This window comes from Sulfurospirillum arcachonense DSM 9755 (genome assembly GCF_000597725.1).
Lineage (GTDB): Bacteria > Campylobacterota > Campylobacteria > Campylobacterales > Sulfurospirillaceae > Sulfurospirillum_A > Sulfurospirillum_A arcachonense.
Genome location: NZ_JFBL01000001.1, coordinates 49,293 through 76,149, shown reverse-complemented (window position 1 = coordinate 76,149; position 26,857 = coordinate 49,293). Strand labels below are relative to the sequence as shown.

Annotated in this window: 31 protein-coding genes; 24 read left to right on the top strand and 7 right to left on the bottom strand. The window is 32.5% G+C overall.

Going from position 1 to position 26,857, the window contains the following annotated elements:
- Positions 1–2: 2 nt before the first annotated feature.
- The 7 genes from K354_RS0100370 to K354_RS0100340 all read left to right on the top strand — a co-directional run bounded on the left by K354_RS0100370 (position 3) and on the right by K354_RS0100340 (position 8,430).
- A complete protein-coding gene (locus K354_RS0100370; RefSeq protein ID WP_024953530.1) occupies positions 3–1,694 on the top strand; it encodes a methyl-accepting chemotaxis protein in 1,692 nt (563 codons plus the stop codon).
- An 83-nt stretch (positions 1,695–1,777) separates the two neighbouring features.
- Entirely contained in the window at positions 1,778–2,698 is a 921-nt protein-coding gene (locus K354_RS0100365) for a helix-turn-helix domain-containing protein (protein ID WP_169733408.1), read from the top strand.
- A gap of 245 nt (positions 2,699–2,943) precedes the next feature.
- Positions 2,944–3,858: a nitrogenase iron protein gene (gene nifH / locus K354_RS0100360; protein WP_024953528.1), complete on the top strand. Its 915-nt coding sequence runs from the start codon at positions 2,944–2,946 to the stop codon at positions 3,856–3,858.
- 115 nt (positions 3,859–3,973) lie between these two features.
- Entirely contained in the window at positions 3,974–4,330 is a 357-nt protein-coding gene (locus tag K354_RS0100355; protein WP_024953527.1) for a hypothetical protein, read from the top strand.
- Between the two features lie 28 nt (positions 4,331–4,358).
- Positions 4,359–5,828, top strand: a complete 1,470-nt coding sequence (gene nifD, locus K354_RS0100350) for a nitrogenase molybdenum-iron protein alpha chain (RefSeq protein ID WP_024953526.1) — start codon at positions 4,359–4,361, stop codon at positions 5,826–5,828.
- A 1-nt stretch (position 5,829) separates the two neighbouring features.
- Positions 5,830–7,377 (top strand): nitrogenase molybdenum-iron protein subunit beta, encoded by a 1,548-nt coding sequence (gene nifK / locus K354_RS0100345; RefSeq protein ID WP_024953525.1) that lies wholly within the window; start codon positions 5,830–5,832, stop codon positions 7,375–7,377.
- 234 nt (positions 7,378–7,611) lie between these two features.
- Positions 7,612–8,430 carry an HhH-GPD family protein gene (locus K354_RS0100340; RefSeq protein ID WP_024953524.1) on the top strand — a complete coding sequence of 273 codons (819 nt, stop codon included), beginning with the start codon at positions 7,612–7,614 and terminating at the stop codon, positions 8,428–8,430.
- A gap of 36 nt (positions 8,431–8,466) precedes the next feature.
- Here the strand turns inward: K354_RS0100340 and K354_RS0100335 are convergent, their stop codons facing one another.
- The gene (locus tag K354_RS0100335) at positions 8,467–8,880 is read right to left on the bottom strand and encodes a DUF4410 domain-containing protein (RefSeq protein WP_169733407.1); all 414 of its coding nucleotides are present in this window, start codon (positions 8,878–8,880) and stop codon (positions 8,467–8,469) included.
- A gap of 300 nt (positions 8,881–9,180) precedes the next feature.
- On the opposite strand from K354_RS0100335, the gene K354_RS0100325 reads away from it, so the two are divergent.
- The 7 genes from K354_RS0100325 (at position 9,181) to clpX (ending at position 16,359) form a co-directional block, all read left to right on the top strand.
- A complete protein-coding gene (locus tag K354_RS0100325; protein WP_024953522.1) occupies positions 9,181–10,287 on the top strand; it encodes an aldo/keto reductase in 1,107 nt (368 codons plus the stop codon).
- Positions 10,288–10,289: 2 nt separating this feature from the next.
- Complete coding sequence (locus K354_RS0100320; RefSeq protein ID WP_024953521.1) at positions 10,290–11,936, top strand: FAD-dependent oxidoreductase; 1,647 nt, start codon at positions 10,290–10,292, stop codon at positions 11,934–11,936.
- A gap of 9 nt (positions 11,937–11,945) precedes the next feature.
- The gene (nifT, locus tag K354_RS0100315) at positions 11,946–12,155 is read left to right on the top strand and encodes a putative nitrogen fixation protein NifT (RefSeq protein WP_024953520.1); all 210 of its coding nucleotides are present in this window, start codon (positions 11,946–11,948) and stop codon (positions 12,153–12,155) included.
- Positions 12,156–12,281: 126 nt separating this feature from the next.
- Positions 12,282–13,811: a sigma-54-dependent Fis family transcriptional regulator gene (locus tag K354_RS0100310; RefSeq protein ID WP_024953519.1), complete on the top strand. Its 1,530-nt coding sequence runs from the start codon at positions 12,282–12,284 to the stop codon at positions 13,809–13,811.
- Positions 13,801–14,334, top strand: coding sequence for a thioredoxin domain-containing protein (locus tag K354_RS0100305; protein ID WP_024953518.1), 534 nt, complete (start codon positions 13,801–13,803; stop codon positions 14,332–14,334). The genes K354_RS0100310 and K354_RS0100305 overlap by 11 nt, the downstream gene beginning before the upstream one ends.
- Complete coding sequence (locus tag K354_RS0100300; RefSeq protein ID WP_024953517.1) at positions 14,327–15,148, top strand: SIR2 family protein; 822 nt, start codon at positions 14,327–14,329, stop codon at positions 15,146–15,148. Before K354_RS0100305 ends, K354_RS0100300 begins: the two co-directional genes overlap by 8 nt.
- Positions 15,148–16,359, top strand: a complete 1,212-nt coding sequence (clpX, locus tag K354_RS0100295) for an ATP-dependent Clp protease ATP-binding subunit ClpX (RefSeq protein WP_037939939.1) — start codon at positions 15,148–15,150, stop codon at positions 16,357–16,359. The genes K354_RS0100300 and clpX overlap by 1 nt, the downstream gene beginning before the upstream one ends.
- Here clpX and K354_RS0100290 read toward each other — a convergent pair.
- On the bottom strand, positions 16,356–16,925 hold the full coding sequence (locus K354_RS0100290; RefSeq protein ID WP_024953515.1) for a TetR/AcrR family transcriptional regulator: 570 nt from the start codon (positions 16,923–16,925) through the stop codon (positions 16,356–16,358). The genes clpX and K354_RS0100290 overlap by 4 nt on opposite strands.
- 111 nt (positions 16,926–17,036) lie before the next feature.
- On the opposite strand from K354_RS0100290, the gene K354_RS0100285 reads away from it, so the two are divergent.
- Together K354_RS0100285 and K354_RS0100280 are read left to right on the top strand one after the other, a co-directional pair.
- Positions 17,037–17,597, top strand: coding sequence for a cysteine hydrolase family protein (locus K354_RS0100285; protein WP_024953514.1), 561 nt, complete (start codon positions 17,037–17,039; stop codon positions 17,595–17,597).
- Complete coding sequence (locus K354_RS0100280) at positions 17,597–18,130, top strand: carboxymuconolactone decarboxylase family protein (RefSeq protein WP_024953513.1); 534 nt, start codon at positions 17,597–17,599, stop codon at positions 18,128–18,130. Before K354_RS0100285 ends, K354_RS0100280 begins: the two co-directional genes overlap by 1 nt.
- Positions 18,131–18,172: 42 nt before the next feature.
- Here K354_RS0100280 and K354_RS0100275 read toward each other — a convergent pair whose 3' ends face one another.
- From K354_RS0100275 to K354_RS0100260, 4 genes are all read right to left on the bottom strand, one after another.
- Positions 18,173–18,553: a hypothetical protein gene (locus K354_RS0100275; protein ID WP_024953512.1), complete on the bottom strand. Its 381-nt coding sequence runs from the start codon at positions 18,551–18,553 to the stop codon at positions 18,173–18,175.
- Positions 18,554–19,201 carry a YdjY domain-containing protein gene (locus tag K354_RS0100270; protein WP_024953511.1) on the bottom strand — a complete coding sequence of 216 codons (648 nt, stop codon included), beginning with the start codon at positions 19,199–19,201 and terminating at the stop codon, positions 18,554–18,556.
- A gap of 253 nt (positions 19,202–19,454) precedes the next feature.
- Positions 19,455–19,835, bottom strand: coding sequence for a 4Fe-4S dicluster domain-containing protein (locus tag K354_RS0100265; RefSeq protein WP_024953510.1), 381 nt, complete (start codon positions 19,833–19,835; stop codon positions 19,455–19,457).
- Positions 19,836–19,837: 2 nt separating this feature from the next.
- Positions 19,838–20,224: a 4Fe-4S dicluster domain-containing protein gene (locus K354_RS0100260; RefSeq protein WP_024953509.1), complete on the bottom strand. Its 387-nt coding sequence runs from the start codon at positions 20,222–20,224 to the stop codon at positions 19,838–19,840.
- A 95-nt stretch (positions 20,225–20,319) separates the two neighbouring features.
- Between K354_RS0100260 and K354_RS0100255 the strand changes: the two genes are divergently transcribed.
- The 8 genes from K354_RS0100255 to K354_RS0100220 are packed head-to-tail and all read left to right on the top strand — an operon-like array spanning position 20,320 to position 25,962.
- A complete protein-coding gene (locus K354_RS0100255) occupies positions 20,320–20,766 on the top strand; it encodes a GNAT family N-acetyltransferase (RefSeq protein WP_024953508.1) in 447 nt (148 codons plus the stop codon).
- A 51-nt stretch (positions 20,767–20,817) separates the two neighbouring features.
- Positions 20,818–22,248: a nitrogenase cofactor biosynthesis protein NifB gene (gene nifB, locus K354_RS0100250; RefSeq protein ID WP_024953507.1), complete on the top strand. Its 1,431-nt coding sequence runs from the start codon at positions 20,818–20,820 to the stop codon at positions 22,246–22,248.
- Positions 22,248–23,354, top strand: a complete 1,107-nt coding sequence (gene nifV / locus K354_RS0100245; RefSeq protein ID WP_024953506.1) for a homocitrate synthase — start codon at positions 22,248–22,250, stop codon at positions 23,352–23,354. The genes nifB and nifV overlap by 1 nt, the downstream gene beginning before the upstream one ends.
- Entirely contained in the window at positions 23,345–24,160 is an 816-nt protein-coding gene (locus K354_RS0100240) for a hypothetical protein (RefSeq protein ID WP_024953505.1), read from the top strand. The genes nifV and K354_RS0100240 overlap by 10 nt, the downstream gene beginning before the upstream one ends.
- A gap of 10 nt (positions 24,161–24,170) precedes the next feature.
- Positions 24,171–24,377: a CCE_0567 family metalloprotein gene (locus tag K354_RS0100235; RefSeq protein WP_024953504.1), complete on the top strand. Its 207-nt coding sequence runs from the start codon at positions 24,171–24,173 to the stop codon at positions 24,375–24,377.
- A 4-nt stretch (positions 24,378–24,381) separates the two neighbouring features.
- Positions 24,382–24,615 (top strand): hypothetical protein, encoded by a 234-nt coding sequence (locus K354_RS0100230; protein WP_024953503.1) that lies wholly within the window; start codon positions 24,382–24,384, stop codon positions 24,613–24,615.
- Between the two features lie 3 nt (positions 24,616–24,618).
- Complete coding sequence (locus K354_RS0100225; protein ID WP_024953502.1) at positions 24,619–25,626, top strand: leucine-rich repeat domain-containing protein; 1,008 nt, start codon at positions 24,619–24,621, stop codon at positions 25,624–25,626.
- 6 nt (positions 25,627–25,632) lie between these two features.
- Positions 25,633–25,962: a cation:dicarboxylate symporter family transporter gene (locus K354_RS0100220; RefSeq protein ID WP_084607285.1), complete on the top strand. Its 330-nt coding sequence runs from the start codon at positions 25,633–25,635 to the stop codon at positions 25,960–25,962.
- Between the two features lie 31 nt (positions 25,963–25,993).
- On the opposite strand, the gene K354_RS0100215 is transcribed toward K354_RS0100220, so the two are convergent.
- Entirely contained in the window at positions 25,994–26,734 is a 741-nt protein-coding gene (locus tag K354_RS0100215; protein WP_024953500.1) for an N-acyl amino acid synthase FeeM domain-containing protein, read from the bottom strand.
- Positions 26,735–26,857: the final 123 nt, after the last annotated feature.

The window sequence follows — 26,857 nt, the reverse complement described above, 5'->3', positions numbered from 1 at the left end:
GATTGAAAATATCAACTAGGATGCTTATATCAACAGTAACTGCATTGTTTCTTATAGGTATAATATTAATAGGATTAGCCTACAATGTTATGAAAGATGAAGCGAATGCATCTTTCAAAGAAGCAGAACATAGTGAGTATAAAGCTAAAAAAGATGAGTTAAAAAATGTAATATTAGTAGTACAAGGTGTAGCTCAAGCTATTTATGATGAAGGGATACTAGAAGGAAAAAATGACGATACTATAAAAGCTAGTATCAAAAAGGCATTTTTAAATCTATCCTATTTTCACGATAATAGTGGATATGTTTTTATCTATGATTATGATGGAACGAATATACTTAATCCCAAAAATAGGTCTACTGAAGGCGAAAATTATAATCATATAAAAGATGATAATGGTGTTTATTTTATAAAAGAACTTATACAATTAGCAAAAAATGGTGGTGGTATAGTTGAGTATATTTACCCAAAAAGAAAGGGTGAAAAGCCTGAGCCAAAATTTTCTTATGGTATTGGTTTTGATAAATATGGATGGATGCTAGGTACAGGTATTTATGTAGATAATGTTAAAAAAGAACTAGCAATAAAAAAAGCAAAGAGTGATGAAATGATTGCTAAAAGTGTAAGCTTTTTTATATTAGTATCGGTAATTGTTATTGCATTAAGCCTTTTATTGATTTATTTAAGTATTAAACAATCAGTTACTAAACCTCTTAATGAGTTAATAAATAGAACTAAAGACCTTTCCCATGGAGACGGAGACTTAACAAGAAAATTAGAAGTAAAAGGTAGAGATGAGATAGCACAAGCAAGTGAAGGAATCAATACTTTTATAGAAAAAGTACGTATCTTGATCGCTGATGCAAAAAACTTATCAAATGAAAACTCTTCGATTTCTCATGAACTCTCAACTACTGCTCTTGAAGTAGGAAGACTCGTTGAAGATTCAATGGGAATAGTTAACGAGACTACAAAACAAGCAAGTGAAATGAAAGAAGATATTGGTGTTAGCGTAAATGATGCAAAAACTTCTAAGCAAGATTTAGAAAATGCAAATATCTTTTTAAAAGAGGCAAATAACGAGATACTCAATCTTACAGAAAATATAAAATTAAGTGCTGCTACTGAAATTGCACTGGCTACAAGAATTCAGGAATTAAGTTTAGATACAGAACAAGTTAAAGACATACTTTTAGTTATAGGAGATATTGCTGACCAAACTAATCTTTTAGCACTTAATGCTGCCATTGAAGCTGCACGTGCAGGTGATCATGGTCGTGGTTTTGCTGTTGTCGCTGATGAGGTAAGAAAACTTGCAGAACGTACACAAAAGTCGCTTGTTGAGATAAATTCAACTATCAGTATTATTGTCCAAGCTATTATGGATGCAAGTGAACAGATGGGTAACAACTCTAAAAAAGTGGAAGAATTAAGTGATACTGCTACTGGAGTCGAAAGTAAAATCAATGAATTATCTAATATAATGAATAATGCAACAAGTGTGGCGGATACAACTGTAAATTCTTATATACAAACAGGAGATGATATTGGAGTAATGATCACAAGTGTAAGTGAAATGAATGGTATATCTACTCAAAATGCACGGAGTGTAGAAGAGATTGCAAGTGCAGCTGAACATATGAATAAAATGACGGAATCTTTAAACAATAAACTAAGTGAGTTCAGAACATAATTTTATATAGGAGGATTTATTATCCTCCAAGTTACTAGAAACAAATCACTTATTTTATTAAAAGCGTGGATATATAAATGATTATGGAATATAATAGTATCGAAGAGTTAGTTAGTAATATAGATGGATTTAAGATAGAGTATTTGCAAATAGGTGAAGGAAAATGTAAATGCTGTTTAAATAAAAAAGATTTAGGTCCAATACAAATTTATCAGATAGAAATTGATAAAACTATAGAATATAGAATGGAAAACGATGTAGACTATTACTGTTTTAGTATTCCAGATAAATATTATTCACACTCTTTATTATATACAAATATCTATGATGATATGTTTATATTGAGTAAACCTAATTGTAGATTTTTTGGAAAAATCAAATCTATATATAAAGGAATTTTAATAATAATTAAAAAAGAGTTTTTAAATCACGAAGTATTTTGTTTAGAAGGAGGAGTACATAAAGTTTCTAAGAAAAGTATTTTGTTTGAATTAAAAGAACTAATATATTCTATATTGAGTTCAAACGATGAAACTATAGAAATCAATAACAATTATGTTAATGCAATATTAAAAAAAATTATGCAAATGATTTTAAATGTAAAAGATGATATTTTTGATAAAAGACTTTATGACAATAAAGAGCTATATACTTTTTATAAGATATCACGATATATGAAAGAAAATATAGTATATTCTCCTAAAATAATCTCTTTATCAAAAAAGTTCAATATACATGAAAGAACATTAAGAAATATTTTTATTAGACAGATTGGTATTTCACCAAAACAATATCAAAAAGCTTTAAAAATGAATATATTAAAAGTGTATTTAATAAAGAATCCTAAAAAAAATATCTCTAATGCACTAATTGATTGTGGATTAGAACATCAAAGTTTAGTTTCGCGAGATTTTAAAAAATATTTACAGGTTACTCCATCTGAATACAGATCTAAGCTAGAGTTGAATAGTAAAAAAACTGTAATGAAAATAAAAAAAGATTGAATTTACTTTGATTGTAGTACTTTTTTGTCAAACAAATCACTATAAATATATAAATTAACAATTTTGCAAGTTATATTTGCAAAATTGTTGCTCTTTAAAAACCTTTACATGTAAACATCAAAAAAATATCAATACTCATAAAAACCCCTAAAATAGGGCAACAAAGTTTTTTTTATTGTTAATAATTCTCTGTGGAACACTATATGTAATGTAAGTTTACAAATAAACAAACACAAGGAGTTAATATGTCAGAATTAAGACAAATTGCATTTTACGGCAAGGGTGGTATTGGTAAGTCAACAACTTCACAAAATACTTTAGCAGCTATGTGTCACTACTATGGACAAAAGATTTTAATTGTTGGATGTGATCCAAAAGCGGATTCAACTAGACTTATATTACACGAAAAAGCACAAAATACAATTATGCAACTAGCAAGCGAAGCAGGAAGTGTTGAAGATCTAGAACTTGAAGATGTATGTAAAGCAGGTGCTGGTGAATTTAATCCAGACGATACTGAGTTTAGTGATGGTTATATTATGTGTACAGAATCTGGTGGTCCTGAGCCAGGAGTTGGTTGTGCTGGTCGTGGTGTTATTACTGCTATTAACTTTCTTGAAGAAGAGGGTGCATATGATGATGAATTAGATTTCGTTTCTTATGACGTTCTTGGTGATGTTGTTTGTGGTGGATTTGCGATGCCAATTCGTGAAGGTAAAGCACAAGAAATTTATATCGTTATGTCTGGTGAAATGATGGCAATGTATGCTGCAAATAATATTTCAAAAGGTATTTTAAAGTATGCAAATACTGGTGGTGTTAGACTAGCTGGTCTTATCTGTAATGCTCGTATGACTGATAGAGAGTATGATCTAGCGAAAAACTTAGCAACACAAATCGGTACTCAAATGATTCACTTCGTACCACGTTCAAATCACGTTCAACGTGCTGAGCTTAGACGTATGACTGTTGTTGAATTTTCACCAAAATCTGAACAAGCTTTAGAGTATAAAGAGTTAGCTAGAAAAATCATTGCAAATGACTTAAAAGTTATCCCAACTCCTTTAGAAATGGATGATCTTGAAAACCTACTTATGGAATTCGGACTTGAAGAAGAAGTTGAAGAAGATGCAATCGGTAAAAGAGCTGAAGAGGCATAAAAATTAGATGATGCTTTAGTTCTTGCCAAAGGCAAAGCTTTAGTGCAATGAATTGAATTTGGACTTGTTCAAATTTAAGAAAATAATTAAATGAAAAATATTGTAGGAGAATAATATGTTTATATGTGGATACCACTTCCCAGCAAGTGAAGGAAATGATGTTAGTTTTGATAAAGTTATTGAAAAAGTAGAAACAAGTGTTGGAGATACAGCAGGTAAAACTGTAAGTTTAACAGGTGAAACTGCTAAAGGTGAAGTTGTAGTTGAACTTGAAGTACCTGCGGGAACTTTTGCTCATAAAGCATTTGTAGATTATTTTAATACAGCAGATATTGAAGGAGATACTAAAATGGTTTATTTTACAAATAAATATCAAATTAGTGAAATCTCAAAAGTAGCTGATGGTGATGTAACAAAAGATTTATGTAGAAAACTAGATGACATGAATCTATATAGAGTAAAAGTAGCTTAATTGCTACTTTTTTCTTAAAGGAGAAATTATGGGACCAGAAACATTAGAAAATTTACAGAATGAAGCTATTGAAGAGGTATTAAAAGCATACCCTGCAAAAGCTGCTAAAAATAGAGCGAAACACTTAGGCGTTGATACTCCTGATGGTGTAAAAGGTGCTTGTGATTCTACAAGAAGTAACAAGCAAACAGTTCCAGGGGTAATGAGCCAACGTGGTTGTGCCTATGCTGGAAGTAAAGGTGTTGTTTGGGGTCCTATTAAAGATATGATTCATATTTCTCATGGACCAATAGGATGTGGACAATATAGCCGTGCTGGTCGTAGAAACTATTATATAGGAACTACAGGAATTGACACTTTTGTAACAATGAACTTTTCTACAGATTTTGGAGAAAAAGATATTGTATTTGGTGGAGATAAAAAACTAAAAAAAGCTTTAGAAGAGATTGATGAGCTATTTCCTTTAAACAATGGTATATCTGTTCAATCAGAATGTCCGATTGGTCTAATTGGTGATGATATTCAAGCTGTTGCTAAAAAACATAAAGCAGATAGTTCTAAACCAACTATTGCTGTTTCTTGTGAAGGTTTCCGTGGTGTGTCTCAGTCTTTGGGTCACCATATTGCAAATGATATGATTCGTGATGAAGTTATGCCAGATGCTAGTGCCAGAAAAGATTTTGATAGTACTGAGTATGATGTAGCTATTATTGGTGATTATAACATCGGTGGTGATGCTTGGAGTTCAAGAATATTACTTGAAGAGATGGGTCTTAGAGTTATTGCTCAATGGAGTGGTGATGCTACTTATAAAGAGTTAGCAATTGCACCTAAAGCAAAGCTTAACCTTCTTCACTGTTACCGTTCAATGAACTATATTAGTAGACACATGGAACAAGAATTTGGTGTGCCTTGGATGGAATATAACTTTTTTGGACCTTCAAAAACAACAGAAAGTTTAAGAAAAATCGCTGAGTTTTTTGGACCAGAGATTCAAGAAAAAACAGAAGCTGTTATCGCAAAATATACAAAAATGACAGATGAAGTAATCGCTAAGTATAAGTCAAAACTAGAAGGCAAAAAAGTAATGCTTTATGTTGGTGGACTTAGACCCCGTCACGTTATTGGTGCTTATGAAGATCTTGGTATGGAAATAATCGGTACAGGATATGAATTTGGTCATGGTGATGATTATAAAAGAACTAAAGACGAAATTGAGCGTTCAACTCTTATTTATGATGATGTTAATGAATATGAACTTGAAAAGTTTGTTCAAAAACTAAAGCCAGATTTAGTTGCATCAGGTGTAAAAGAGAAGTATGTATTCCAAAAGATGGGACTTCCTTTTAGACAAATGCACTCATGGGATTATAGTGGTCCTTATCATGGATATGACGCATTTGCAATTTTTGCAAAAGATATGGATTTAGCTTTAAATTCTCCTGTATGGAGTCATACAAAAGCACCATGGGAAAAAACTGAAGAAGTAGGAGCGTAATATGCAAGACGTAGAAAACATTGTAAACGGACAAAAACTATTTTTAAAAGATGAATATCAAGAAGTATTTAAAAATAAAAAAGAATTTGAAGGAAACTACGGCTCTACTAATCCTGAAAAAGTGAAGGAAGTAGCTGAGTGGACAAAGTCATGGGAATATCGTGAAAAGAACTTAGAAAGAGAAGCTATCACGGTAAATCCTGCTAAAGCATGTCAACCTCTTGGAGCTATCATGGCTGGGCTTGGTTTTGAAAACACTATGCCTTATGTACATGGCTCTCATGGTTGTGTTGCATACTTTAGAAGTTATTTTACAAGACACTTTAAAGAACCAACTCCTTGTGTAAGTGATTCTATGAGTGAATCAGCTGCGGTTTTTGGTGGTCTTGCAAATATGAAAGATGGTATTAGAAACTGTAACGCTCTTTATAAGCCTGAGATGATTGCTGTTAGTACTACATGTATGGCAGAAGTTATCGGTGATGATTTAAATGCTTTTGTTTTAGGAGCTATTGAAAATGCAGAAGGTGAGCTTGATAATACAGCTATCACTTATGCACATACTCCATCTTTTGTTGGTAGTCATATAACTGGTTATGATAATATGATTAAGTCGATTTTAGAGCAACTTAATCCTCCAAGAGCAGAAAAAGTAGAAGATGCTGAGCGTATCAATATTATTCCAGGATTTGAACCATACCTTGGAAGTCTAAAAGAGATAAAAGAAATCGGCGCAATGTTTAGTGACAAAATTGTAATGATAGGTGACCATGAAGAGCAATGGAACACTGGAGCTGGAGAGTACAAACTATATAGTGGTGGTACAACGCTTGCAGATGCTAAAACTGCAATCAACGCTGGTACAACAATATCTTTACAAAAGTATTCTACTATCCAAACTGCTAAAACTATTAAGAATAAATGGAAACAAGGTTATGCAACTTCTAATCCAATAGGTCTTGGTGGTACTGACGAATTTGTTATGAAACTAAGTGAATTGACTGGTAAAGATGTTCCTCTTGAGCTTCAAAACCAAAGAGCACAACTTGTTGATGCTATGCAAGATAGTTATCCTTATATGCATGGTAAAAAGTTTGCACTTTTTGGAGATCCTGACTTCTTACTTGGACTTGTGAGTTTTATTGTAGAGATGGGTGGAATCCCAACTCACGTACTTTGCCACAATGCACCAAGAAAAGGCTGGAAAGATGATATGCAAGCAATCCTTTCAAAATCAGCTTGGAGCGAAGAGTGTCAAATCTGGGCAAATAAAGATTTATGGCACCTAAGAAGTTTACTATTTACTGAGCCAGTTGATTTTATGATTGGTAATGTTTATGGTAAAGAGCTTTACAGAGATACAGGAACTCCACTTATCCGTATAGGTTTCCCTATCTTTGATAGACACCACTTACATAGATATTCTATCAGTGGTTATAAAGGCGCATTAAATCTTTTAACTTGGATTACAAATGCTGTTCTTGATCAACTCGATGAAGAAACTAAAGGTATTGCTGAAACTGATTATTTCTTCGATTGTGTAAGATAAATTAACTATCCTTTTGAAAATTTGCCAGAGGCGTGGTCCTCTGGTTTTTTTTTGTATTTAAACTTTGAAAAACTCCTTTTACTTGCTAAAATACTCCTTATAATTTACATGTAAGGACCTAACATCACAACAAAATCTCACATCGCACTTTTAGATTGGTACGAAAACTATGGTAGACATGAGCTTCCATGGCGTAATACAAAAGATGTATATCATATCTATCTAAGTGAAGTGATGTTGCAACAAACTCAAGTGAGTCGAGTTCAAGAGCACTTTTATCCTCTGTTTTTAAAAAAGTACCCCACGCTTAAAGCTTTAGCAGGTGCAAAGATTGATGATGTACTGGCTTCTTGGAGTGGGCTAGGATACTACAGTAGAGCAAGAAACCTACACAAAAGTGCCATCTTATGCAAAGAAGATGGGTTACCAAAAAGCATGAAAGAGTTGCAAACACTCTTTGGAGTAGGAAGATACACTGCAAGTGCCATATGTAGTTTTGGATACCATCAAAAAGTCCCCGTAGTCGATACCAATATATCCAGAGTTTTAAAACGCTACTTTGCTTTGTTAGATGAAAAGTTGATATGGCAAATGGCTGAAAAGTTTTTAAATCCAAACGAGCCAACCAAACACAATCTAGCACTCATGGACTTAGGCTCACTTATCTGTACTCCCACAAATCCACAATGCAAAGAGTGTCCTTTAAGCTTTACATGTAAAGGTAAAAATGAGCCAGAACTCTACACAAAAAAGAAAAAAACACAGTATGAAAACCTAGAGCTTTTTCTTGGAGTATGCATACAAAACAACAAAATAGCGCTTAGTAAATCCCAAACAAAACTTTACAAAGGTTTGCTAGTTTTACCTGAGACGGAGCCTTTAGAAGAAAACTTCATAGCAAGTTTTAAACACAGCTACACAAAATACCGCATAACTGTAAATCTCTACAAAACTAAAACTTACGATGAAAATAGTATCTGGCTAGAAGCAGAAGAGATGGACGAAGCTCCAATCTCCTCTATGACTAAGAAGGCTTTGAAGCTTCTTGGGTAATGTTTGTTTATAAAATATGGATTATAAATCCTTTTTCTAGTTATTATTCTTATCTGTTAAATATTTAACAATTTTATCTGCATGTCCTTCAATTAAACCTGCTGAAGTACCCCAAGCTGAATTGTTTTTTGATTGAACAATAAACTTTGAAACTATTTTACCACTAGCTTTATCTTTAACAATAATTTGAGTATCTATTCTATCTGTACCAGCAAAGATACCGACAGCAAATCTCACTCCTGCATTACGCATATTGTAATCTAAGAATGAAATATCAATAATATGGCTTGGCTGAACATTTTCATTAGCGAGTTTATTTAGCTTTTTAAGCTCTTCATTTAATCTATTTTCAAAGATTGACTTAGCCTTTATAGGAACTATATTATTAGTTTTTATTTCATATGAAAATATTTGATTATTTTCCTGATGAAATTTTTGCTGGACGTGCATCTTCGAACCACAACCTACAAAAAACATTACACAAATAAATATGCCTATTTTTATTAAATTCACGATACTTACCTACCTTTACTTTATTTATTGCGCGAATTATAACACAAATACATTTATTATTAGGAATTAAGTATATTTATATAAATAAAACAACGGAACACTTCATGTATATAAAACATTAGTAAAGATAATAAAAGGTTATATTATGGAGACATATTTTGCAATTGCAAGTTTCTTGGTACTTTATGTATCAGTTATTTATATTCAAGTTAAAAAATATGAAGTAAAAGATAAAAGATGAGTATTGCATCGTTGCAAGGGACTCTCTCTTATGCCAAAAAGTTTTCACACTATAAAGACTTTTACATCAAACACAATGATTTGATTTTCTCAAAACTTGGACTTGGTACTTTTAATCCTGAGCCTTACAAAGAAGAAAACTATGTTTTTCACTATATAGAGAGTGTAAAAGAAGCCATTAGAAGTGGGATTAACTTTATAGATACTGCGAGTAACTATCGTTATGGGCAAAGTGAAAGAGAGATAGGTATAGCACTGTATGAAATGATGAGTGATGAAGAGATCAAAAGAGAAGAGCTTGTCGTCTGCTCAAAAGGCGGGTTTATCCAGTTAGATTTTCCGTTTCCTTCTAATCCATATGAGTGGATAGAACAAAATATCCTTGATAAAAATTTAGCTTCAAAAGAGGACATTGAGTTAGACCAGCACTGCATGACTCCTGATTTTTTGGAGTGGTCTTGTAGAAGAAGTTTGGATAACCTTGGTGTTAAAGCTCTTGATATTTACTTTTTACACAATCCAGAGATGCAGTTTTTAAAGCTTGGTGAAAAAAAGTTTTACAAACAGATTGAAAATATATTTAAAAGATTTGAAAAACTAGCAGACGAAGGACTTTTTTCTTTTTATGGGGTTGCTGTTTGGAACGGTTTTACTTCACAAAGCTCAGAGCTGATAAGCTTAGAAAAACTCGTGAAGATTGCTCAAAAAGTGGGTGGAGACAATCACAGATTTAAGTACATTCAAACGCCGTTTAACATGGGAAAAACAAATATATACACGCAAGAAACTCAAAGTGTAGATGGTGCTTCTTGTACGCTTCTTCAAGCTGCTCATAGATTAGGCATTGGGGTTATTAGCTCATCTTCACTTTTACAAATGAATCTTTTTAAAAAGTCATTTTCACCTGAGAGTGGAGTTATCTTAGATGAGAGTATGACGCTGGAGAGTGACATACAACTCGCACTTCAGTTTGTGCGCTCAACACCTGGTATTATTAGTTCTCTTTTTGGTTCGATTAAACCTTTACATGTAAAGCAAAATGTTGAGATTTCTAAAGTAAAATCAGTTTCAAGGGCAAAGTATGATTTGCTCTATAGGTTGTAATCATGATATATGATGTTATTGTAGTAGGTGGTGGTATCTCAGGTCTTATGGCAGCTATTGAAGCTAAAACAAAAACAAATAAAGTAGCGGTTATTACCAAAGGAAATCTTTTTCGTTCAAACTCTGCACTTGCTAGTGGAGGTATAAATGCTGTACTAGACCCAAAAGATAAAGTAGGTATAGACCAACATGTAAAGGACACTATAAAAGGAACATATGGGTTAGGTGATAAAAAAGCTATATTTTACATGTGTAATCGTGCAAATAAGGTTATAAAAAAGCTTGAATCTTATGGAGTAGAGTTTGATAAAGATGAAGATGAGAAGATAGCCCAAAGAAGTTTTGGCGGAGGAAGTATAAAACGAACTTGTTATGTAGAAGACAAAACAGGCTCAGCTATTATGCAAGTACTTATTAAAAAAGCAAAAAGTGAAGGGGTTACTTTTTTAGTAAATACTTTCATTATGAACCTTACAAAACTCAATGGCAGAGTAAGTGGAGTTGTAGCTTTAAGGCGGTTTGATTCTTCTGTGGTTGTTTATCCTGCAAAGTCTATTGTTCTAGCTGGTGGAGGATATGCAGGAATCTATAGAGGATATAGTACAAATGCTGGGGATTATACAGGAGATATGCACGCAATAGCACTTCGAGCAGGGCTTAACCTCAAAGATATGGAGTTTGTACAGTTTCATCCAACTGGATTTAAAAAGACCAGTTATCTTGTAAGTGAAGCGGCTCGTGGAGAGGGTGGTTATCTTATCAATAGTGATGGTGAGAGATTTATCAATGAGTTAGAAAGAAGAGACATAGTAAGTTGTGCTATTGCCAAACAGATTGCTGCAGGTCAAGAAGTTTTTATAGACCTTAGACACTTACCACTCAAACAGATAGAGACAAAACTTCCTTCCTTGCAAAAAGCAGCTCTTATGCAAGCTGGAGTTGATGTAAGTAAAGAGTTACTTCCTATAAAACCAGTTGCACACTACAGTATGGGTGGGATTGATGCAAATCTTTGTAAAACGGGACTTAAAGGTCTTTTTGTTTGTGGTGAGTGTTCTACTACTGGAGTACATGGGGCCAATAGACTTGGAGGAAACTCTCTTTTAGAAGGAGTGGTTTTTGGTGAGCTTGCAGGAAAAGAAGCTGTAAAGTTTTCTCAACATAAAGAGTTTTTGCCTATAGATTATAATATCGTAGTTCAAAATGTAAAACTTGTAGATTATATCTTTCAAGGAGAAACTACAAAAAATTTCAATGCCATGAGAGTAAACCTAGGGAATACTATGTTTGAGTACGCTGGGATTTATAGGGATCAAAAGCGATTGGAAAAAGCTTATGATTATGTGCGTTATTTACGAGGAGAAGCAAGTACCCTTCACTGTATAGATAAAGATAGAAGAAATAATGTTGAACTTGTCTCAATCTTAGAGTTGAAAAATGCTTTAGAAGTTAGTGAGGCTGTCGTGCTGAGTGCTTTAAAAAGAAAAGAGAGTCGAGGAGCTCATTCGAGAGTTGATTACCCAGTAAGTAATCCAAAATTAAAAAAATCTATTCTGACCAATGAGATAAGAAGGTCGCAATATAAAATTTGGTATGAAGATAGCAATTTTATGAGTAAATTTAAAAAAACTTTTACAAACGTAACATAAAGGGAAAAAATGGCAAAAGTAATGTTAAGAGAAAATGGTGGCGAGATATATTTTTATATAGCAAAAAAAGATATGGAAGAGACTATAGAGACTATAGAGTTTGATAGTGAAGAGAAATGGGGTGGCGAAGTAGAGCTTAGCAATGGCGAAACATGGTGGATAAAACCAGATGCAAAAAAACTTCCTAAAGAAGAAGTGTGCAAAAAACTTGCTGATTGATTAAAAATTATTCACGAAAATGTATATTTTTTAATATATATATAGTATATTATAGACCTTAGTAGTTTTCATAGGGGTGGAGTACTACGGTAGTCTAAATACAAACTAATTAAAAAAGAAGTTACGATGAATAATTTATGTGAAGCCTGTCTAACAAAAAGAGAACTTGCTGTTTTATTTGATATAGCAAATTTTATTGCAGATTCTAGAGGTGATATTGTTAAGTCATTAGAAAAGTCTCTGCATGCTTTGAAAAAATCTTTAAATCTAGAAAATTGTGCTATTTACAAGTTAGAAGAAGACAATATACTAAAAGTATATGCTTCTATAAATCTCTCTCGACATCAAAAAAATGTTGCAAGTTATCGTTTAGGAGAAGGGGCAACCGGACAAGCTATCGAAAGTATGCAACCTATCGTTATTGAAAATGTTCACAATGATGTTTTGTTTTTAAATAAAACGGGCAATATAACAAGTGATACGATCTCTTATGTAGCTGTTCCTATGATAGTAGAAAATGAAGTCATAGGAGTACTTGCAACAAATCTTACAAAATCAACAGAGATAGGTTTTGATGAAACTGTAAGGATTTTATCTATCGTAAGCTCATTTTTTGCACAAGCAATGCATTCACACAATATTGTTGAGAGTGAAAAAGAAAAACTCAATGATTTAAAACTGTATTATAAAATGGAGTGGGACTCTAAAGCACATAATTTTGGTGACATTATAGGTGAGAGTGAAAAAATGAAGGGTGTTTATAACATCATAGAAAGAATTGCTCCTAGTGATGTTACAATTTTAGTTCGTGGAGAAACAGGAACAGGAAAAGAGTTAGTAGCTTCCTCGATACATAAAAGAAGTAAAAGAAAAGAGGGTGCTTTTATAAAACTAAACTGTGCTGCTATTACAGATACTTTACTTGAAAGTGAACTTTTTGGGCATGAAAAGGGTGCTTTTACGGATGCGAAAGAGACAAGAAAAGGTCGTTTTGAGTTAGCAGATGGTGGAACACTTTTCTTAGATGAGATAGGCGATATCTCAGCTTCTGCACAAGTGAAACTTCTTCGTGTTTTACAAGAGAGGGAGTTTGAAAGAGTAGGTGGAAGTAAAACCATAAAGGTCAATGTTCGTCTAGTCGCAGCAACCAATAGAAACTTAGAACAGATGGTAAAAGATGGAGAGTTTAGAGAAGATTTATATTATAGACTCAATGTTATTCCTATAGATTTGCCACCACTAAGGGAACGTGGAGAAGACATACGATTGTTGGTGAATTTTTTCTTAGAAAAATCTATGAAAAATCACAAAAAAAATGTAAAGATTTTAGATGAAGCTATGGATAAACTAATGGGCTATCCATGGCCTGGAAATGTAAGAGAGCTGGAAAATACCTTAGAAAGAATTGTTCTTATGGGACATGAAGAAGGTATAAGTGCTAAAGATATGTTTTTGATGTTACCTGCTCTTAAAGCAGAAAAAATTGAAGAAGAGTATAAAGAGATAACACTTGCGAATAAGACTTTAGAAGAGTTGGAAAAAGATGCATTAGTTGCAGCTCTTAAGATGTGCAAGGATAATCAAGTTGAAGCAGCGGAGCTTTTAGCAATTACACCAAGACAGTTAAGATATAAAGTGAAAAAATATGGACTCTAAATACACATATAAGGACGAAGAACAAGTTTTAGTTGATGACTTTATGGATATTGGTTATATGGCTGAAAATGTAGAAGTTCTTTCTACATGTAAGCAAAAAAAAGAGTTAAAAAGAAGTCACGCTAATAAAGCTATGACGATGTTTATCTCTTTTCCTTCTTGTGAGTTTGAAGATGAGATACTTTATATTGATGAGTTTATGTTTGATATACAAGTAGATATAAATTGCTATTTAATTTTTAATAAGTACGATGAAAAAAGCCTAAATCTAATACAAAAACTTAAAAAGTTTGAACTCTTTTTTGATGAAGAAGATGAGTTTGGAAATATGTATGGAACGAAAATTGAACAAGGTACTCTTAAAGACAAGCTTACAAAAGCACTCTTTTTGATTTCAAAAGATGGAGCAGTGTTTTATGTAGATATGCCTAATGTCATTGAAAACAAGTTTGACATAGATAGGTTACATATAGAACTCAATAAAGCTTATGTTACTTACACAGGAGTAGGATGTCATGGATAGTATAAAACAAAAGTTAATCGAAGGAAGTTTAGTTCCATTTTTAGGAATGGGTGTATTTAAAGGTGTGACATGTAAAGAGGGGAAAGAGCTACCCTACGATAGTGATTCTTTTGTCTTAGCCCTTAATAATGGTAGAGCTATGAGTCCAAGACTTATGTATGAGTATACAAGAGCGGCTATGAGTTTAGAGCAAAGAAAAGGACGCGAATACATAACGCAGATGACAAATCACATCTATAGTTCAAAAGAGTACGATTTACCGCCTGTATATGAGTTTTTGAAAGAGCTTAAACCAAAATATCTTATAGATACAAATATGGACGATAGCAGTTGTAAAGTTTACGAAGATGTTCCTCATTTTATGGTTACTGGAGTGAGTAGAGTCATGGGTGGCTATGATAGATTTATTGTTTACATGTATAACTTAGACAGTAAGAGTTATGATATTGTATCTAAAGAAGAATTAAATGGTGAGTTACCGATTTTGTTTAAACCTATGGGAAGTACCATACCTGAGAAAAATTTTATAGTGAGTGATGCTGACTTTGTTGATTGGTTGACTGAAGCTATGGGTGGATACGCAATGCCAGCATTTTTAAAAGAGTTCAGAAAAGATAAATCATATCTTTTTTTAGGCGTGGATTTTAGCCGTGATACTTACAGAATGGTATCAAATGAGATCACTTTAGAGTTAAGTGGTGGTTTTATAGTGAGTGAAAAAGAAGAGTTTAGTAAAAAAGAAGATAAGTTTATAGCTTCACATAATCTAGAGGTTATACAACAAAATCCGAATGATTTTTTAAGGTCGATATAATGAGTATGATATGTAGTTTTTGTGGTAAGCCAATGAAGGAAGTTACAAAAATCTTTAGTGCTGAAGAAGCTCATATCTGCAATGAGTGTATTGAAACTTGTAGTATGGTCTTAAGAAAAGATGAATTAAAACTTGCTCGTGATGAGTTTCAAAAAGGGTTAAAAGTACCTCAAAAACTCAAAGAACATCTTGATAATTATGTCATAGGACAAGAAGAGGCAAAAAAAGTTCTTAGTGTAGCACTTTACTCTCACTACAAACGTATTGATAAACCAGTTTTTAAAGACGTAGAGATAGAAAAATCGAACATTATGCTCATAGGTCCAACAGGAAGCGGAAAAACACTTCTTGCAAAATCTTTAGCGAGGATTATGGACGTACCTTTTACAGTAGCAGATGCAACAGCTCTTACAGAAGCTGGATATGTAGGTGAAGATGTAGAGTCTATACTCTCTCGTCTTTTAGCTGCAGCTGATTTTGATATAGACAAAGCGCAAAAAGGGATAATCTATATAGATGAGATAGACAAAATAGCCAATAAATCTGAGAGTAGTACAAGTGGACGTGATGTAAGTGGTGAAGGGGTGCAACAAGGTCTTTTAAAAATCTTAGAGGGTGGAGAAGTGTATGTGCCTCTCAAAGGAAGCAGAAAAAACTCAACTGCCGAAACAGTTCTGTTTGATACAACACATGTTCTTTTTATCTGTGGTGGGGCTTTTGTAGGTCTTGTAGGAGATGAAAAAACTAAGAGTGATAAAGAGTCTAAAAAGATGGGTTTTTTAAAAGAAGAGACCACAGATAAAAGTGATGAGGTAGAATCAAAAGATTTGATTAGTTTTGGTTTGATTCCTGAGTTTATAGGACGTATACCAGTTGTTGCTATGCTTAATGAACTTAGCATTGAAGATTTGGTAAGAGTTTTAAAAGAGCCACAAAATGCTATTATAAAACAGTATCAAGCACTTTTTGAACTCGATGGAGTTGAGCTTGAATTTAGTGACGATGCCTTACACTCAATCGCCAAAAGTGCAGAAGAGAAAGGTGTGGGTGCTAGAGGACTTCGAGGAATTATAGAAAAAATCATGCTTCCACTTCAATATGACTTACCTTCTAGAGAAGAAGTACAAAAATGTTTTATTACAAAAGATTTTATTGAAGGAAATGAAGAGATACAATTAGAGTTTTATAAAAAAGATAAAGAGGCTAATTAACCTCTTTTCATTTGAATATAATCTATCATCTCATCTATAACATCAAGATAGTCTTGCTCATCGCCTGTAGCTTTTGCTGAAAGGATAGCTCCTTCAAGAGTAGATGTGATAAAAAGTGCCAGTTTTGTTGTGTCGCAAGGTTTTAACTCTTTTATCTCAATAGCTTTATCTAAAATAGATTTTACATTTTCACGAAATACTTCATAGATGGATTTCATCAAAACATTAAAATCTTCATCTATATTTGACATCTCTTGAACTATATTTGCAATAGGACAACCACGTTTAAAATCTCTGGCTGTAAGATCTCTTAATCTTTTGTAAAACTCATCAAGAATTCCTATTTGATAACTTTCAACATAACTATATCTCTCATTAAATTTTTCAAACATTTTTTCACCAATAGCTGCTAAGGCCATCTCTTTTTTATTTTTGAAAAAGTGATACATTGAACCTTTGTGAACACCTGCTTTTTTAAGTATGTCCGTTAGTGGAGCACCTTGATAACCATGAGAATAAATCTCATCAAAGGTTGCATCGATTAGTTTGTCTCTTGTGTTTTCCATAAATATCCTTATTTCTAGTGTAATTATAGCATAATTTTTCACTACTTGACTATTTAGTCAACATACGTTATAATTCATTTGACCAAACAGTCAACATTAAAAGGAGTTTATATGAAAAGAGCACTTATTGTTGTTGATGTTCAAAATGAGTATTTTAGTGGAGGGGCTTTACCTATTAGTTATCCTCCTAATAGTTTTGAGCATATTAAAACTGCTATCAAAGAAGCACAACAAACAAATACATTTATAATTTTTGTACAACATACGGCACTGAAAGCCGATGCAAAAGCATTTGTAAGAGAGAGTCATAACTGGGAGTTTCATGATGACATTAAACAAATCAAACCAGATTTGTATATAGAAAAAAACCATGCAAGTTCTTTTATAGGAACGGATCTTAACTGGAGATTACGAAGTCTTGGGATTGATACTGTCGCAATTGTTGGTTATATGACACAAAATTGTTGTGATGCAACTGCTCGTGATGCTTCACAGCTTGGTTTTAATGTAGAATTTTTGAGTGATGCCAATGGAACACTTGATTTTAAAAATGAAGCAGGAGCGGTAAGTGCAGAAGAACTTCATCGTTCTTTTTTAGTAGCACAAGAGTTTGGATTTAGTCGTGTTTTAACACTCAATGAATGGAAAAATTTAATTAAAAAGGAAAAATAATGCCAATTATCAATACTATCCAACCAGAGAATGCAACAGGTGAGTTAGCAGAAATATACACTCAGATAAAAGCGATGAGAGGAAGAGTTGCAAACACTGCTTTACTTTTTAGCTCAAGCCCAAGTCTTTTAAAACAGCAAATGAGTTTTATAGGACATTATCTTAACCATGATACGCTTTCTATGGCACTATTAGCTTGTATAAGAACTCTTGTTTCTGATAAAAACAATTGTAGTTATTGTGTAGACTTTAACTCTTCAATGCTTATCAATATGCTCAATTGGTCTCCAAAAGATGTTGAAGTTATGAGAGCAAATCCGAGTGATGCAAAATTAGATGAAAAAGAGAAAGCAATGCTTCTTTTTGTACTTAAAGCAGTAAGAACTCCTCATGATGTAGAAGCAAGTGATGTTCAAATCTTAAGAGATTTGGATTACAGTGATGCAGATATACTAGACGCTACAAATCATGGGGCACGTATGAGTGCGATTGATATTATCTTTGATGCGTTTAAGATAGAAAAAGATTTTTAATTTAAAAAAGTAATGAAAAAAGGAGACTATTTGTCTCCTTCTTTAAAGTTTTGCTTTTTTCACAAAGATTTGAAAAAAAACAATGCCGTTAAAAAATGTTAATATACTTAAAAATACTATTTTTATTGTAAAAATAGAAATACCACTTAGATAAAAATTTCGTATGATATAGTAGATTAAGTCCATTTTGGAAAACCAAAAACAGAGTAAAAACATTAGACTTTGCAATACAAAAAATAGTGCGGGAGAAGTTTTTCTTTTAAAAAGAGAAAAAAGAATACCAAGTCCAACACAAACTCCAATAACAAGCCTTTCATGAATTCGCATCTCTAACCATACATTCATAGAAATGATTAGAGATATGCAAATTGCTAAAAGTAGTCCACAAAAAGCATAGAAACATGCTAAAGAGAGTTTATTCATTTATAGTTTAAACGTAACTGCTATAAGTGTACCATCTTGTGGTAAAACACTTGCATTACCATGAAAAACAACTTCGCTACGTTTTTCAACAGCACCAAAAGTATATGTATGATTTGAGATGATACCAACAGCACAACTATCTAAACAAGCAATACATCCTGTATTAAACTTTTTAGAATTTTCTTCATTGCCACCAAATCTCATATCGATAGGTAGTTTATTGCTATCGCTAATTACTTCATTAATATCATAGCTTTTTGGAGCGCCATTCCATGTTACGCTTACGTTTACTTTTTGGCCTTCGACTTTTGTTTTTGTAGCATTTTGTTTTGTCATATTGTTACCTGCAACACCACCGATTTCTATCATTGCTTTGTAAAAATCAAGTTGATTAGCAAGAGCTATAAAAACTGGTTTATCTCCAAATTTTCCATCTTTAAAAACAACTGCGTGACGTGTGTTTTCAGTAAGGTATTTTCCGTTTACTTTTGCTAAAATAGTGATAGATTGATTGTTTTTATCAATCTTCATTGGATTAGTTATTGAAACACCGTTGATTGTTTCGTTTGATTTAGTAGTATCGTCTTTTTTTTGGCAAGCACTGAAAAATAGTGCAACAAGAGTTAAAAGTATGAGAATTTTTTTCACAATAGGTTCCTTTTATTTGGTTAATTTTCCACGAAAATCTAAGAGGGTATTTTAGTTGAGTTAGACTTATATATAAATTAAAGTTGAAATATTATTTCGTCAAAATAAAAAGTTATTTTCAATCAATGTTAAAGTATATATCGATTATTTAACTGTAAATAGTAAGGAAAGTGTTGAATTTTTTAAATAAAATATCGTCATCTAGAGAGTATAAAGCAGCTTGAACACTTTATACTCTTTACATGTAAATATATTAGAAATCTAGGGGAGTATGAGAAGCTCTATCATTCATATCTATCGTATCTCTAAAAGGACGAGGTTGTGCTTCAGGAGAAAAGATACCTTTTTTCTTATGAATTCTTATCTTGTAAGTCCCATTATCATTACCATCCATATAGTATGTATTAAACTCAGCAGTATAAGGCATATCCCAAACAATAGCACCTTCTGTAGGACAAGCATCAAAACATTTTGGTACAGAAGAGTCAACACACTCAATACACTTTTCAGGTTTTACATACGTAAACTCAGCATTTTCAAGTGGCGAATCATCTGCACCTACTATTGCTGTTGCTGGACATTCATCTACACAACTATCACAGTTAATACATAGGTCTGTTATCATAACTGCCATGGTTAAAACTCACCTACATTTGCGTGAGCAGTTCTAGTATCCATTGTTATTGCTTCGTTGAAAGATTGTGATTTTATTTCTGGAAGCATAAGACCTTTTTTCTTATGTTCTCTTATTTTGTATGCACCACTTTCATTACCATTTTTGTAGTAGTCATTAAAATCCATAGTATAAGGCATATCCCAAACAATAGCACCTTCAGTAGGACAGGCTTCAGCACATCTTGGAAGATCTGCATGACCTACACACTCTACACAAGATTCAGGTTTTACATAAAAAACACCATCTTTAGGATTTTTTTCATTTGATTCATCTAGAATTGCAGCTACTGGACACTCTGGTGCACATGCTTCACAAGAGATACATTCCTCAGTTATCATAACAGCCATAATTACTCCTTTAAGTATTTTGTTATTTAGTAGGTATATATGCATATTGTATTCCTTTAGATAATTTTGTGTTATAGTTTCATAAAGGAAAAGTTATGCGTATAAGAAAAGCAAAATTGACTGATATAGAGGAGTTAGTAAAACTACTTTCATATCTCTTTGAACAAGAAGTAGAATTCAAAGCAGACACAAAAAAACAAGCTAAAGGTTTGAGCCTTATACTCTCTAATAAAAAAGTAGGGGACATTTTTGTAGCAACAAAGAAGAACAAAATTGTAGGTATGGTAAATCTTTTATATAGTGTAAGTACTTCACTTGGTTCAAAGGTTGGTATTATAGAAGATGTTGTTGTTTCACCAAAGTATAGAGGGCAAGACATAGGTTCAAAACTTTTATTACATGTAAAGACTTTCGCAAAGAGAAAAAAACTCAAACGACTTACTCTTTTTACAGACTTTGATAATTTAAAAGCACATACCTTCTATGAGAAACAGGGTTTCAAACGCTCTAGTATGGTGCAGTTTAAAAAAGAAGAAAACTAAGAGGAACACTTTATGAATATTATCCTTTAAGAAATAAATAAAGGATATATTATGAGTTGTTCTTGCACTAGTTCACCGACTACAAATGTAAACGAAGAAATTCAAGAGAAGATCAAAAACCATCCATGTTATAGTGAAGGGGCTCATCAGCACTATGCTCGTATACATCTTCCAGTAGCTCCTGCTTGTAATATTCAATGTAATTATTGCAATAGAAAATATGACTGTTCTAATGAGAGTCGACCAGGAGTAACAAGTGGCAAGCTTCAGCCTATAGAAGCTGCGAAAAAAGTACTTTATGTTGGTGGTGAGATTCAGCAACTCTCTGTAGTAGGGATTGCAGGACCTGGTGATGCTCTAGCCAATCCAAAAAAGACTTTTGAAACATTTAAAATACTTCAAGAAAAAAGTCCAGATTTAAAGTTTTGTTTATCTACCAATGGACTTAAACTTACTGAGTATATAGATGAAATTGTAAAGTACAATATAGACCATGTAACAGTTACTATCAATACCGTGGATGAAACTGGTGAGATAGGAAGCAAGATATATCCTTGGGTACATTGGGAGCATAAAAAGCTTAGAGGAAAAGAGGGTGCAAAAAGACTTTTAAAACAACAATTAGAAGGCATAAAGATGCTTACTGATAGAGGGATTTTAGTCAAAGCAAACTCAGTTTTAATCTCAGGAGTCAACGATAAAGACCTTCCAAATGTAGCTAAAAAACTCAAAGAATTAAATGTGTTTTTACATAACATCATGCCACTACTCTCAGCTCCAGAATTTGGAACAAAGTTTGGATTAGATGGAGTTAAGAGTGCAACTGACCAAGAAGTTATGGCAGCACAAGAAGCATGTGGAATGGATATGAAACTTATGAGCCATTGTAGACAGTGTAGAGCAGATGCAGTTGGACTTATTGGAGAAGATAAGAGTGAAGAGTTTGCAAAAGAGACGTTTACATCAAAAAGTTTTGAAGAACTTGAAGAGGTATATAACCTAGAAGCAAGAGTGAAAAAACATGAGATGATAGAAAACTGGAGAAAACATCTTGAAAAAGCAAACGATAGAATCAAAATAGAACAAGCAACTAAAGAAGAGTTAAGTAGTACTAGCCAGACAAAACTTATAGCCGTTACAACAGGTGGTGAAGGCATGGTTAATATGCATTTTGGTAGTGCGAGTGAATTTTTGATTTATGAAGCTGGAGATAAAGCTATCAAGTTTGTAATGCACCGTAAGATAGAGAGTGCATATTGTAGTGGACCAGAAAATTGTGACAATAATCCAATCGAAGAGATAAAAGAGACACTAAAAGACTGTGATATATTGTTAACAGAAAAAATAGGGGATTGTCCTATGGATGAGCTTAACTCTATAGGTCTTATATGTGATGAAAGTTACGCTTTACAACCAATAGAGCGTTCAGTTTACGAAGCGTATAAAAAACACTTTACATGTGAAGAGCAAGAGGCAGGATAATGGCTCTTATCAACGATACAACACTGCGTGATGGAGAACAAGCTCCTTATGTTGCATTTAACACAAAAGAGAAACTTCTGATTGCTCGTTTGTTATATGAAGCAGGAGTTGATGAGCTTGAAGTTGGTATTCCTATTATGGGAGACAAAGAGAGAGATGATTTAAAAGAGATTTTAGCGCTTAACCTTCCAATCCAAATCATGAGTTGGAATAGGGCTACAAAAAAAGATTTAGAAGCAAGTTTAGAGTGTGGTGTGAAAGCTGTAGATTTGTCTATCCCTGTTTCAGATGAATTGATTAATGTGAAATTTGGTGGGCAAAAAGAGAAGCTTTTTAGAAACTTAGAAGAAGTGGTAAAAATAGCAAAAGATGAAGGCTTATTTGTATGTATTGGAGGGGAAGACTCTAGTAGAGCTGATCTTGGATTTTTAAAAGAAGTTTTAGAGTTTGGTAAGAGTTTAGGAGCCGATAGATTTCGTTACTGTGATACAGTAGGGATTTTAACACCTCACAAAACATATGAAAATATCAGCTACTTAACATCTTTTGATTTGCTTGACATTGAGATGCATATGCATAATGACTTTGGTATGGCTACAGCAAACTCAATCATAGGCATTGAAGCAGGTGCAAAGAGTGCAAATACGACTGTAATAGGTTTGGGAGAACGTGCTGGAAATGCTTCTTTTGAGCAAGTTTTGATGAGTTTAAGCCAACAATTTGGAGAAAAAAGAGAGATAAAACCTTCTATATTAAAAGAGTTAGTAAGTACTGTTAGTTTGGCTGCAAACAAACCAATAGACACTAACCAACCAATCATAGGAGAGCATATTTTTTCTCATGAATCAGGTATACATGTAGATGGGATGATAAAGTCTAAAAATGCTTATGAAGCGTTTACTCCTGAAAGTGTTGGACTTGCTAGACACTATCCTATAGGCAAACACTCGGGAAGTGCAACACTAGATTATCACCTAAGATTAAGTGGTATAACTGCGGATAAAGATAGACTTCAAGAGATACTTCCTCTTGTAAGACAAATCGTTACAGGCAGAAAAAAAGTGATGAATACAAATGAGCTCAAAGAGTTATACTTATGTTCGTAGGTTGGATTAGAAAAAGTAGTTTTGAAAGTGATTTATTAGAGTTTGAAAAGACGCAAGTCATAGACAAAAAACTCATACTTAATACTGCTTTTTACAATCAAAGTTTATGTTTTGGAGCTTATGAAGATAAAAAACTTTTGGGATTTATCAGTGCGTATATGTTTGAAGAGAGTGTGTATATAAACAACTTTTATTATCAAAAAGAGTTAAGCAAAGAAGTAAAAAAACGACTTATAAAAATACTACTTACAAATATTAGTGAAGAAAATAAGTCTATCTATATACTCTCCTTAGAAGATGAAAAAGAAGTTTTTGAAAGTTTTGGATTTAAAAGTTATGCAAAATTTTCAAAAGCGACTTACAGTGGAAAATCAGGTGCATTTAACTTTACAAATGCCACAGCAAAAAGCATAAGTAATGAAAATTTTAAACCTACTCTAAAAAGAGTAGATGAAAAGACTTACAAGGAAGATAGGTTTGATTATGTGACTAAATCCATGTTTAAGTCATCTTCACTTTTATTATCAACTCAAAGAGGTTACCAACACTCATACGCACTCAATAAAAACATTATAAAACTTTCACCATGGATTATGGATCCTTCTTGGAGTGATGATGCAGAAAAACTTTTAAGAGGGGTGATTTATCATAGAGGATTAAAAAAGATTATTGCTTTTATTCCAAGTGAAGTCAAAGAGATTACAGATTTGTACCTTACTTACAATTTTGAGTTAACTGAGGGTTATAATCTTATGTATAAAAATGAAAAACCAGAGATAAATATACAAATGATATATGGTCTATAAAGGAGAAGATATGGGACTAAATGAAGAACAAAAGGTTATAAAAAAAGAGCTTGCAACTCAAAAAAGAAAGATTTCTGAACTAGCAGGACAAATTCATGACATAGTAGAAGATACACTTTGGTATGACTACGCTATGTTGCCAGAACTTAGCCAAAAGATACAAATATCGATGAAAGAGATGTTAGATTTTAAAGCAAAGCATGACTTCTTAAAGTAAAAATATGCAAAATCAAGAAGATAAAATCATCTGTGAGTGTGGAAATAAAACAGTTTCACAAGCTATAGAGATTTTTCAAAATACAGATCTTCCATATAAAAAAGCAAAAAAACTCGTGACAGAATGCAATCAAACATGTTGTAGAAGACCTTTAATGGCTCTGTTTAATATGATAGAATTTGGTAGTATTGATTACGAACAGATTGATTTTTTGATTGAACAAAAGAGGGGACGTTAGAGTATGAAAAAAGAGTTTGTTGATTTTTCAAAATGGCTAAGGGTCAATAATATAAAAACTACTTTACCAACTAATATAGAAGAGTGGGAAAGTGTAGTTTCTATAAACTTAAGTAACAATCAAATCAGAGAATTGCCTGAGAGTTTAGGAGCATTTTCAAATTTGAGTATTTTAAACTTGACAAATAACAGATTGAGAAAATTGCCAACATGCATAAAAAACTTGAAGAAATTGAGAAATTTGCAGTGTGAAAACAATCTTTTAGAAGAGTTACCATCAGAGATTGGTGCACTAGAAAATTTGATGGTTTTAAACATAAATGGTAATAGACTCAAAGAGTTACCAAATGAATTTTATAATCTCAAAAACATGACTCGACTTACCTTAGCGACGAACTTTATAGAACACATAAGTGAGAAGCTAAAAAACTTAAACAAACTACTCTATCTCTCTTTAGATACAAATTTACTCAAAGAGTTACCTGATGTATTTGCAGATATGAGTGCACTCTACTTCTTAGATTTATCGTACAATGAATTGACATCTTTACCAAACTCAATTAGTGAGATTGCAGAGCTTCAAACTCTTCTTTTAGAAGGAAATCAGATAAAAAACCTTCCTTCTTTAGAGTCTCATGATATGCTGATTAAACTCAATCTCAATGGTAACAATTTAGAAAATTTGGATTTTGATATTTCAAAACTAGAAGATTTGCAAATATTGACTTTAGATAATAATAACTTAAAAAATCTACCAGATAAGATATGTGAACTAAAAAAGCTAAATTATTTGAGTGTCAGTGAAAACAGTTTGGAAAAGCTTCCCACTCATATAGGTGATTTGGAGAATTTGCTTGAACTTGATGTTGAAGAAAACTGTTTAAAAACGCTTCCTGAGTCTTTCTCCAATCTACGTAAATTAAAAAATCTTTATTTAGGTAAAAATGAAATCAAGTATGAAGATGTATTAAACATCCATACTATAGAATTTTGTGATTTAGCAAAGACATAATCTCATATAAGGGAGTTTTACTTAAAACCCTTTATATTTAATTATCTATTAAAATATATTATTGCATTTGCTCCATATGGTGTATTTGGTTTGATGGCATGGGTATCTGCTTCATATGGAATTGATGTTTTACTAAGTCTTGGTAAGGTTATCTTAGGTGTTTATGTAGGTTGTATCATCCATGTACTTTTAACTATGGGTGGAACTCTTACTTTCATAGCAAAACTAAATCCTTTAAAATTTTACAAAGGTATTATTTCAGCTCAATCAGTTGCATTTACAACAACAAGTAGTTCAGGAACAGGTGCTGGACTTATTATGATCTTTTACATGTAAAGGGTTGTTTCAAACAACCCTTTATGTTCTTTTATCTTAAAAAAGAACGCTTAAAAAATTTCGATGCAATATATGGATTCCATGAAATAACTAAACAAGGAAGTTCTATTTCTCCATAAGCATCAAGTTCTTTTTCTATGTTCATCCCACCAAATTTAGAGTACATTTTGTAATGCTCTTCTTTTATCCCTGATACAACTAAATCTAAGTTGTTATTTGTAGTGATTTCATAGTAGGCTCTCATGATATTTTTAAAATCTAGGCTAAGTCCACCAGTATCTTTTTTTATAGTAAATCTTGATGTTTCACATAAAGAAAGATTTTTCTCTCTTAGATAGTTGAAAGAAAATTTACTATCTGTAGGCAATTTATCTTTAGAATCAAAAATGATTCTTGAAGTTCCTGTAAATTCTCCATCTTTTGCACAATAGATGATAGCCGAGTTGTGATCGAACTTGTCAAAGTTCAAACCCTCAATAGTATCAGGAAACTCTTCTTGATAGTTTATCTCAGTAAAAACATTACTTCTTAGTTTAAATACTTCTATAAGCTCTTCAGCTGTTGTTGTAAGTTGATAGTTTGTATTACTTTCATCCCAATTCAATTTTTTATTAAAAGAGATAGATTTATCTATAGTCTCTTCTAAAAACACTCTTTGGTTAAAAAGTTCTAAAACTTTTTTTTGCTCATCAACATTGATTCTTTCGTATATACTTTTTCGTATAACCCCACGTAACTCGTCCAATGAATGATTTTTGTTTAGATTAATCATTTTTACTCCTTATAAGATGTATAATTATTGTATAGTAAGAGCGTCACAGTGGGCGTCACAAAACATTAAGTTTTATTTAATATGGATATTTATTATATAATTATATTTTTTTACATCATTTAT

What these genes read in the sequence shown, in the direction of transcription:
- K354_RS0100365 (WP_169733408.1), top strand. Translation starts at nt 1,778, where the DNA reads ATGGAATATAATAGTATCGAAGAGTTAGTTAGTAATATAGATGGATTT.
- nifH (WP_024953528.1), top strand. Translation starts at nt 2,944, where the DNA reads ATGTCAGAATTAAGACAAATTGCATTTTACGGCAAGGGTGGTATTGGT.
- K354_RS0100355 (WP_024953527.1), top strand. Translation starts at nt 3,974, where the DNA reads ATGTTTATATGTGGATACCACTTCCCAGCAAGTGAAGGAAATGATGTT.
- nifD (WP_024953526.1), top strand. Translation starts at nt 4,359, where the DNA reads ATGGGACCAGAAACATTAGAAAATTTACAGAATGAAGCTATTGAAGAG.
- nifK (WP_024953525.1), top strand. Translation starts at nt 5,830, where the DNA reads ATGCAAGACGTAGAAAACATTGTAAACGGACAAAAACTATTTTTAAAA.
- K354_RS0100340 (WP_024953524.1), top strand. Translation starts at nt 7,612, where the DNA reads ATGTTGCAACAAACTCAAGTGAGTCGAGTTCAAGAGCACTTTTATCCT.
- K354_RS0100335 (WP_169733407.1), bottom strand. Translation starts at nt 8,880, where the DNA reads ATGCACGTCCAGCAAAAATTTCATCAGGAAAATAATCAAATATTTTCA.
- K354_RS0100325 (WP_024953522.1), top strand. Translation starts at nt 9,181, where the DNA reads ATGAGTATTGCATCGTTGCAAGGGACTCTCTCTTATGCCAAAAAGTTT.
- K354_RS0100320 (WP_024953521.1), top strand. Translation starts at nt 10,290, where the DNA reads ATGATATATGATGTTATTGTAGTAGGTGGTGGTATCTCAGGTCTTATG.
- nifT (WP_024953520.1), top strand. Translation starts at nt 11,946, where the DNA reads ATGGCAAAAGTAATGTTAAGAGAAAATGGTGGCGAGATATATTTTTAT.
- K354_RS0100310 (WP_024953519.1), top strand. Translation starts at nt 12,282, where the DNA reads ATGAATAATTTATGTGAAGCCTGTCTAACAAAAAGAGAACTTGCTGTT.
- K354_RS0100305 (WP_024953518.1), top strand. Translation starts at nt 13,801, where the DNA reads ATGGACTCTAAATACACATATAAGGACGAAGAACAAGTTTTAGTTGAT.
- K354_RS0100300 (WP_024953517.1), top strand. Translation starts at nt 14,327, where the DNA reads ATGGATAGTATAAAACAAAAGTTAATCGAAGGAAGTTTAGTTCCATTT.
- clpX (WP_037939939.1), top strand. Translation starts at nt 15,148, where the DNA reads ATGAGTATGATATGTAGTTTTTGTGGTAAGCCAATGAAGGAAGTTACA.
- K354_RS0100290 (WP_024953515.1), bottom strand. Translation starts at nt 16,925, where the DNA reads ATGGAAAACACAAGAGACAAACTAATCGATGCAACCTTTGATGAGATT.
- K354_RS0100285 (WP_024953514.1), top strand. Translation starts at nt 17,037, where the DNA reads ATGAAAAGAGCACTTATTGTTGTTGATGTTCAAAATGAGTATTTTAGT.
- K354_RS0100280 (WP_024953513.1), top strand. Translation starts at nt 17,597, where the DNA reads ATGCCAATTATCAATACTATCCAACCAGAGAATGCAACAGGTGAGTTA.
- K354_RS0100275 (WP_024953512.1), bottom strand. Translation starts at nt 18,553, where the DNA reads ATGAATAAACTCTCTTTAGCATGTTTCTATGCTTTTTGTGGACTACTT.
- K354_RS0100265 (WP_024953510.1), bottom strand. Translation starts at nt 19,835, where the DNA reads ATGGCAGTTATGATAACAGACCTATGTATTAACTGTGATAGTTGTGTA.
- K354_RS0100260 (WP_024953509.1), bottom strand. Translation starts at nt 20,224, where the DNA reads ATGGCTGTTATGATAACTGAGGAATGTATCTCTTGTGAAGCATGTGCA.
- K354_RS0100255 (WP_024953508.1), top strand. Translation starts at nt 20,320, where the DNA reads ATGCGTATAAGAAAAGCAAAATTGACTGATATAGAGGAGTTAGTAAAA.
- nifB (WP_024953507.1), top strand. Translation starts at nt 20,818, where the DNA reads ATGAGTTGTTCTTGCACTAGTTCACCGACTACAAATGTAAACGAAGAA.
- nifV (WP_024953506.1), top strand. Translation starts at nt 22,248, where the DNA reads ATGGCTCTTATCAACGATACAACACTGCGTGATGGAGAACAAGCTCCT.
- K354_RS0100240 (WP_024953505.1), top strand. Translation starts at nt 23,345, where the DNA reads ATGTTCGTAGGTTGGATTAGAAAAAGTAGTTTTGAAAGTGATTTATTA.
- K354_RS0100235 (WP_024953504.1), top strand. Translation starts at nt 24,171, where the DNA reads ATGGGACTAAATGAAGAACAAAAGGTTATAAAAAAAGAGCTTGCAACT.
- K354_RS0100230 (WP_024953503.1), top strand. Translation starts at nt 24,382, where the DNA reads ATGCAAAATCAAGAAGATAAAATCATCTGTGAGTGTGGAAATAAAACA.
- K354_RS0100225 (WP_024953502.1), top strand. Translation starts at nt 24,619, where the DNA reads ATGAAAAAAGAGTTTGTTGATTTTTCAAAATGGCTAAGGGTCAATAAT.
- K354_RS0100215 (WP_024953500.1), bottom strand. Translation starts at nt 26,734, where the DNA reads ATGATTAATCTAAACAAAAATCATTCATTGGACGAGTTACGTGGGGTT.